The 7,028-nt window shown below is 73.7% G+C and carries 7 protein-coding genes and 1 pseudogene; 5 read left to right on the forward strand and 3 right to left on the reverse strand.

Annotated features, from left to right (window positions below; all coding sequences use genetic code 11):
• Positions 1–40 precede the first annotated feature (40 nt).
• Positions 41–1,078: a glucosyl-3-phosphoglycerate synthase gene (locus tag ACFVUY_RS33430; RefSeq protein WP_387736052.1), complete on the forward strand. Its 1,038-nt coding sequence runs from the start codon at positions 41–43 to the stop codon at positions 1,076–1,078.
• 38 nt (positions 1,079–1,116) lie between these two features.
• Positions 1,117–2,583, forward strand: a complete 1,467-nt coding sequence (locus ACFVUY_RS33435; RefSeq protein ID WP_387736054.1) for a trehalose-6-phosphate synthase — start codon at positions 1,117–1,119, stop codon at positions 2,581–2,583.
• On the opposite strand, the gene otsB is transcribed toward ACFVUY_RS33435, so the two are convergent.
• Positions 2,570–3,394 (reverse strand): trehalose-phosphatase, encoded by an 825-nt coding sequence (gene otsB, locus ACFVUY_RS33440; RefSeq protein ID WP_387736062.1) that lies wholly within the window; start codon positions 3,392–3,394, stop codon positions 2,570–2,572. The genes ACFVUY_RS33435 and otsB overlap by 14 nt on opposite strands.
• A gap of 119 nt (positions 3,395–3,513) precedes the next feature.
• Entirely contained in the window at positions 3,514–3,759 is a 246-nt protein-coding gene (locus ACFVUY_RS33445; RefSeq protein WP_380349064.1) for a DUF3263 domain-containing protein, read from the reverse strand.
• A 93-nt stretch (positions 3,760–3,852) separates the two neighbouring features.
• Between ACFVUY_RS33445 and ACFVUY_RS33450 the strand changes: the two genes are divergently transcribed.
• Positions 3,853–4,203, forward strand: a complete 351-nt coding sequence (locus ACFVUY_RS33450) for a cupin domain-containing protein (RefSeq protein WP_387736056.1) — start codon at positions 3,853–3,855, stop codon at positions 4,201–4,203.
• A gap of 57 nt (positions 4,204–4,260) precedes the next feature.
• Here the strand turns inward: ACFVUY_RS33450 and ACFVUY_RS33455 are convergent, their stop codons facing one another.
• Entirely contained in the window at positions 4,261–5,541 is a 1,281-nt protein-coding gene (locus tag ACFVUY_RS33455) for an extracellular solute-binding protein (protein ID WP_387691658.1), read from the reverse strand.
• 337 nt (positions 5,542–5,878) lie between these two features.
• Between ACFVUY_RS33455 and ACFVUY_RS33460 the strand changes: the two genes are divergently transcribed.
• Positions 5,879–6,826 carry an ROK family protein gene (locus tag ACFVUY_RS33460; RefSeq protein WP_359905868.1) on the forward strand — a complete coding sequence of 316 codons (948 nt, stop codon included), beginning with the start codon at positions 5,879–5,881 and terminating at the stop codon, positions 6,824–6,826.
• Positions 6,823–7,028: pseudogene (locus ACFVUY_RS33465) on the forward strand (N-acetylglucosamine-6-phosphate deacetylase); the annotation flags it as partial. The gene ACFVUY_RS33460 and the pseudogene ACFVUY_RS33465, both read left to right, overlap by 4 nt.

Below are 7,028 nucleotides of genomic sequence, written 5' to 3' on the forward strand. Positions count from 1 at the left end.
CGAAGGCGTCAATCCTGAACGGGTGCGTCCGCCACGCGAGATGACCCGTCCCACCGACCCCGCCGAGGAGACCTCCGTGCCCGCCGAACCGATTCCCGAGCTCCTCCCGCAGGCGGCGTCCTGGCTGCGCCGCCGCTCCTGGAGCGCGGCCGACCGGCCGGTCCGCACCATCCTCGCCGCCAAGGAACGCACCGGCTGCACCGTCAGCGTGGTCCTCCCCGCCCTGGACGAGGAGGCCACCGTCGGCGACATCGTCCGCACCATCCGCCGCGAGCTGATGGAACGCCTCCCGCTCGTCGACGAACTCGTCGTCGTCGACTCGGGTTCCACCGACGCCACCGCCGCCGTCGCCGCCGAGGCCGGCGCCCGGGTCGAGCACCGCGACGCCGTCCTGCCCCGGCTGCCCGCCGTTCCCGGCAAGGGCGAGGTGCTCTGGCGCTCGCTGCTGGTCACCCGCGGCGACATCGTCTGCTTCGTCGACGCCGACCTGCGCGAATTCGACCCGGCCCTCGTCTCCGGCATCCTCGGCCCGCTGCTGACCGACGAGTCCATCCAGCTGGTCAAGGCCATGTACGACCGCCCGCTGGAATCCGAGGGCGCCGTCCTGCCCGCCGGCGGCGGCCGGGTCACCGAACTCGTCGCCCGGCCCCTGCTCAACCTCCACTGGCCGGAACTCGCCGGTTTCGTCCAGCCCCTCGGCGGCGAGTACGCGGCCCGCCGCTCACTGCTCGAACGGCTGCCCTTCCCCACCGGCTACGGCGTCGAACTCGGCCTGCTGGTCGACGCCCTGGAACTGGCCGGCCTGGACGCCCTGGCCCAGGTGGACGTCGGCGTCCGGCACCACCGCCACCAGGACGGCCAGGCCCTCGGCCGGATGGCCGCCACCATCTACCGGACCGCCCTGGAACGCCTCGACCGCACCCATCGCCTCAAGGCCTCCGCCGACCTCGTCCACCCCCAGCTCACCCAGTTCACCCGCGACCCGGAAACCCGCGCCTTCACCGCCCACACCCACCCGGTGACCGCCCTGGAACGCCCCCCGATGCACACCGTCCCCGAATACGCGACCCGTCATTGAGGGGTTTGCCGCCCCGAACCCCCGGCAACATCCCAACCATGGGCGATCTCACGACCAACCGTTCGAGCGCGACCGGCACCGCCCCCGTCCTGGTTGCCTCCAACCGGGGACCGGTGTCCTTCAGCACCGCCGACGACGGCACGCTGACCCTGCGCCGCGGCGGCGGCGGACTGGTCTCCGGCCTCTCCGCCATCGCGGACCCGAACGCCGTCTGGGTCTGCGCCGCCCTCAACGACGCCGACCGCAGAGCCGCCGCCGAGGCGCCGCGGGGCCGCCTCGACCTGGCCGGCCACGAGGTCGGCGGCCAGGCCGTACGGATGCTGGACATCGACCCGCAGACCTTCGCCCGCGCCTACAACGGCGTCGCCAACTCCACGCTGTGGTTCGTCCACCACCTGCTCTACGCGACCCCCACGGCACCCGCCTTCGACGCCGGCTTCCGCACCGAGTGGGCCGCCTACCGGGCGTACAACGAGGCCTTCGCCGAGGCCCTGGCCGCCGAGGCCGCACCGAACGCCGCGGTCCTCGTCCAGGACTACCACCTCTCCCTGGTCCCGGCCCTGCTCCGGGCGGCCCGCCCCGACCTGCGGATCGGCCACTTCTCGCACACCCCCTGGGCCCCGCCCGAGTACTACCGGATGCTGCCCGACGACGTCGCCCGGGCCGTCCTCACCGGCATCCTGGGCGCCGACCGGGCCGGCTTCCTGACCGAACGCTGGGCCCGCGCCTTCGCCGCCTGCTGCGAGGACCTCCTGGACGCGACCGTCGACCACGACGCGCTCACCGTCACCCTCGACGGCCGCACCACGGGCCTCGGCGTCCACGCCCTCGGCGCCGACGCCGACTTCCTGCGCGAACGCGCCCACCGCCCCGACGTCGACGAACGCCTCGCCGCCCTCCGCCGGACCGTCGGCGACCGCCGCACCGTCGTCCGGGTCGACCGCACCGAGCTGAGCAAGAACATCGTCCGCGGCCTCCAGGCCTACCGGCACCTGCTCCGCACCCGCCCCGAGTGGCACGACCGGGTGGTGCACATCGCCTTCGCCTACCCCTCCCGCACCGACCTGGCCGAGTACCGCGACTACACGGCCACCGTCCAGCGCCTCGCCGACGAGATCAACACCGAATTCGCCACCCCCGCCTGGCAGCCGCTGCTCCTCCACGTCGACGACGACTTCCCGCGCTCGCTCGCCGCCTACCGCCTGGCCGACGTCGCCCTGGTCAACCCCATCCGCGACGGCATGAACCTGGTCGCCAAGGAAGTCCCGGTGGTCTCCGACAACGGCTGCGCCCTCGTCCTCTCCCGCGAGGCCGGCGCCCACGCCGAACTCAAGGACGACGCCCTCACCGTCAACCCCTACGACGTCATCGCCACCGCCGACGCCCTCCACGCCGCTCTCACCATGGACCCGAAGGAGCGCGCCGACCGCACCGGGCGCCTGGCCGCGGCGGCCACCGCGCTCCCCCCGCAGCAGTGGTTCCTGGACCAGCTCAACGCCCTGTGAGCGCCTCCCCGAGAGCCCCCAGCAGCTCCACCACCCCCTCCGGCCCGGCGACCACCAGATCCGCCCGGTCGGCCAGCTCCCGCACCGGCGCGTCCCCCACCGCACCGGCGCACACCAGCACCCCGGCCACGCCCTCGCCCCGCAGCTTCTCCACCGCGGCGAAGGCCGCCACGTCCCCCAGGTCGTCCCCCGCGTAGAGCACCGCACGGGCCCCCCGCTCCCGCAGGAACCCGGTCAGCGCCGCCCCCTTGTCCACCCCCGGCGGCCGCAGCTCCAGCACCAGCCGCCCGGGCTCCACCACCAGCCCGTGCTCGGCCGCCAGGTCCCCCACCGGCGCCCGCAGCAGCTGCAGCGCCTCCTCCGGCGCCGCCGTCCGCCGGGTGTGCACGGCCACCGACCGCCCCTTGTCCTCCACCCACGTCCCCTCGGGTGCCCCGACCCGCTCCAGCACCCCCGGCAGCACGTCCCGCACCCGCGCCACCCCGGGATGCGCCTCCGGCGCCGAGAGCTTCCCGTCCTCCCACCGCTCGGCCCCGTAGTGCCCCAGCACCACCACCCCCGGCAGCCCCGCGAACCCCCCGTACTCCACCGCCACCGCGGCCGGCCGGCCCGTCACCACCACCACGGCCCCCACCACCGAGCCCAAGCGCCGCAGCGCCCCCGCCACCCCGGGGTGCGCCCGTGCCCGCCCCGGATCCGCCACGATCGGCGCCAGGGTCCCGTCGAAGTCCAACCCGATCACGGCGTCCCCGGGCGCCGCCAGGACGGCCCGCAGCCCGTCCCGCCCAGCCTCGGTCCCCGGCACGAACATCTCTTCAAAGCCCATACCGAAGCCCTACCCCGGACCGCCGCCTCCGCACCCACCCGCGCGGCGCCCGCCACCCCTTTCCCCCACCCGGCGCCCAGTCGCCCTCCCGGGAGCCGCCCCCGTCACCGGGCCCCCCGCCGGGCCTCCCGGATCCGCCGCAACCGGTTCACCAGCACCGGCGCGTGCGCCAACGCCGCCTCCCGGTCCAGCAGGGCGTTCAGCACCTGGTAGTACCGCGTCGAGGAGAGCCCCAGCTCCTCCCGGATCGCCCGCTCCTTGGCCCCCGCCGTACGCCACTGCCGCCCTTCCAGCGCCAGCACCGCCCGCTCCCGCTCACTCAGCCCGCCCGGTTCGCCCACCGGAACCACCTCCGTCCACCGCTACGGAGTGTCATTCTCGCGCGCAACCCCGACACACCCTGCTCGCCCCACCGCTCCCCGCGCCCGGCTAGCGTCACCCCCATGACCACGCCCAGCTTCGCCCTGCACGTTCCCGCCGCCGACCTCGACCCCGACCCGCTGGACCCGTCCCAGGTCGTCTCCGGTTCCCCCGAGGTCACCGGCAAGGTGCTGTCCGAGTCCGCCGACGGCCGCCACCTGCGCGGTCTCTGGCAGATCACCCCCGGTGTGGTCACCGACGTGGAGGCGGACGAGATGTTCGTGGTGCTCAGCGGCCGGGCCACCATCGAGATCGAGGGCGGCCCGACCCTGGAGGTCGGCCCCGGCGACTGCGCGGTCCTGCGCGAGGGCGACCGCACCACCTGGACGGTCCACGAGACCCTCCGCAAGGCCTACGCCATCACGCTCCCCTGAACCGGCGCCCCCACCGGGGCCGGGGCGGATCCCCACGCCCGACCCCGGCCCCCGGTCCTACTTGCGGACCTTGGCCGCCTCCTTCACCGCCGCGTCCTGCAGTCCCCCGAGCACCTGCTTGGGATCCCCGGTGACGGCCTGCCCGATCCCCGCCTTGATCCCGTTGCTGACCTCGCCCCAGGCCGGGTCGCCGAACGGGTAGAAGCTCGCGTTGGTCAGCCCGACCGCGAACTGCTTGAGGTCCTCGTGCTTGGGGTCCGACGACATCTGGGCGAAGGCGTCCTGGGTGACCGGCAGGAGGTTGTACTGCTCGTCGAACTTCAGCTGGTTGTCCTTGCCGTAGACGAAGGACAGGAACCTCTTGATCTCGTTCTTGTGCCCGTTCGCCTTGAACGCCATCATCCAGTCGGCGACCCCGAGGCTCCCGGTCCGCCCGATGCCGTCCTTCTTGGGGATCGGCGCCGTCCCGAAGTCGATCTTCCCGGCGGTCGCCATCCGCAGCAGCGTCGGGTGCCCGTTCAGCATCGCGACCTTCCCGGCGGCGAAGTCCTGGAACACCGGGGTGCGGTTCATCCTGCCCGGGTCCGGGTAGGTCAGCCCGGTGCTCACCAGGTTGCTCTTCAGCCAGCCGAAGGTCGCCTGGTTCTGGGCGCTGTCGATGGTGTAGTTGCCGACGTCGTCGGAGATGCTGCCGCCGCCGCTCAGCGTCCACAGCATCGATTCGGCCGGCGCCTCCTCCGGCCCCAGCGGCAGCCCGTACGGGGTCACCCCCGGCACCTTGGCCTTGATCTTCTCCGCGTCCTGCCGCAGTTCGTTCCAGGTGGCGGGCGGCTGGGTGATCCCGGCCTGCCGGAACATCGCCTTGTTGTAGAAGAGCACCCGCGACGAGGAGACGAACGGGATCCCGTACTGCGTCCCGAGCACCTGCCCGGCGTGGGCGAAGGTGTCCAGGAACCTGGCCTGGGTGTCCACCGAGAGCACGTCGGAGGCCGGGTAGAGCCGGTCCGCCGCGACCTGGTCCGCGAAGCCGCCGGTCTGGAGCAGGTCCGGCGACTTGCCGGCCGCGATCATGTCCTCGACCTTCTTGCCGATCTCGGTCCAGCTGTCCACCTCGACGCTGACCTTGATCCCGGGGTTCGCGGCCTCGAAGTCCCTGGCGACGGTGTCCCAGTAGTGCTGGGAGCTCGTCTCGGGGCTCTCCCCGTAGTCGGCGGCGACCAGCCTGAGGGTGACCGGTCCGTCGTCCTGCCCGCCGCAGGCACTGACCGCGGTGAGGGCCAGTGCCCCGGCCAGCGCACCGCCGAGCACACGGGTGGGAACGTGGGCGCGCCTGTTCAACGCGGGTACCGCCTTCGGGGGGATGAACGTGGATGTACGTCGACCGGATCGGGGGAAATCCGGCGGGGGGAGGCGCAACACTGCCAAACCCGCCGACCACTGGTCCACACCACCGGCCGAGGCCGCCCCGGTAGTTATCGAAGTGCGCGGAGTCATTGCACAATGCGCAACAAAACCCCCGCCCCCACCCCGCACATCCCGTTCGGCACCCGGCCCCGCCCCCGGGCGCAAAGCCCCGCACACCCCCGCAGCTGCGACAAAGCTCACCCAGTATGGACCAGACCAATCCGACAACTGGACTAGACCTCTTCTACCCGCCCAAGGGAAACTGTCCTCCGTGAAGCACGTCATCGCACTCGATGTAGGCGGCACCGGCATGAAAGCCGCGCTGCTCGCCCAGGACGGCTCCGTGCTGTTCGAAGCACGCCGACCGACCGGGCGGGAGCACGGCACGGACGCCGTCGTCGCCGCCATCCTCGACTTCGCCGCCGACCTGGCGGACGAGGGCCGCAGCCGCTTCGGCGTCGCCCCGCTCGCGGCCGGCGTCGCCGTCCCGGGCACGATCGACGAGAAGAACGGCATCGCGGTCTTCTCCGCCAACCTCGGCTGGCGCGACCTCCCGCTGCGCAAGCTCCTGGGCGAGCGCCTGGCCGGACCGGACGGCGGCCCGATGCCGGTGGCCCTCGGCCACGACGTGCGCTCCGGCGGCCTGGCCGAGGGCCGGCTCGGAGCCGGCCGCGGCGTCGACCGCTTCCTGTTCATCGCCCTCGGCACCGGCATCGCCGGCGCGATCGGCATCGGCGACCGGATCGAGGCGGGCGCGCACGGCTACGGCGGCGAGATCGGCCACGTCGTGGTCCGCCCGGGCGGACCGCCGTGCGGCTGCGGCGCCCGCGGCTGCCTGGAGACACTGGCCTCCGCCTCCGCCGTCTCCCGCGCCTGGGCCGAGGCCAGCGGCGACCCCGACGCCGACGCGGCATCCTGCGCCGCCGCGGTGGACGCCGGGGACGACCGCGCCCTCGCGGTCTGGCAGCAGGCCGTCGACGCCCTCGCGGACGGCATCGTGCTGGCCCAGAGCCTGCTCGACCCGTCCACGGTGATCGTCGGCGGCGGGCTGGCCGAGGCCGGCGACACGCTCTTCACTCCGCTGCGCGCGGCCGTCACCGAGCGACTGACCTTCCAGATGCCCCCGAAGGTCGTACCCGCCATGCTCAAAGACACCGCCGCGTCCCTGGGCGCGGGCCTGCTCGCCTGGGATCTGCTCACCATGGAGGTGACCGCGTGACCACCGCGGACCGTGACCGCATCACCCTGGCCGGCGCCCGCCTGGTCCTGCCCGGCGGCGTCGTCGAGGGCGACCGCCTCGCCGTCGAGGGCGAGCGCATCGCCGGACTCGGCGGCGACACCGCGCCCGGCGACCTCGACCTGACCGGGTACACCGTCGTCCCCGGCTTCGTCGACCTGCACGTCCACGGCGGCGGCGGCGC

The sequence above is a fragment of the Kitasatospora sp. NPDC058063 genome (assembly GCF_042885395.1).
GTDB lineage: Bacteria > Actinomycetota > Actinomycetes > Streptomycetales > Streptomycetaceae > Kitasatospora > Kitasatospora lactacystinica.

Coding starts and splice junctions, on each gene's coding strand:
- ACFVUY_RS33430 (WP_387736052.1), top strand. CDS start 41: ATGACCCGTCCCACCGACCCCGCCGAGGAGACCTCCGTGCCCGCCGAA.
- otsB (WP_387736062.1), bottom strand. CDS start 3,394: ATGTTCGTGCCGGGGACCGAGGCTGGGCGGGACGGGCTGCGGGCCGTC.
- ACFVUY_RS33435 (WP_387736054.1), top strand. CDS start 1,117: ATGGGCGATCTCACGACCAACCGTTCGAGCGCGACCGGCACCGCCCCC.
- ACFVUY_RS33450 (WP_387736056.1), top strand. CDS start 3,853: ATGACCACGCCCAGCTTCGCCCTGCACGTTCCCGCCGCCGACCTCGAC.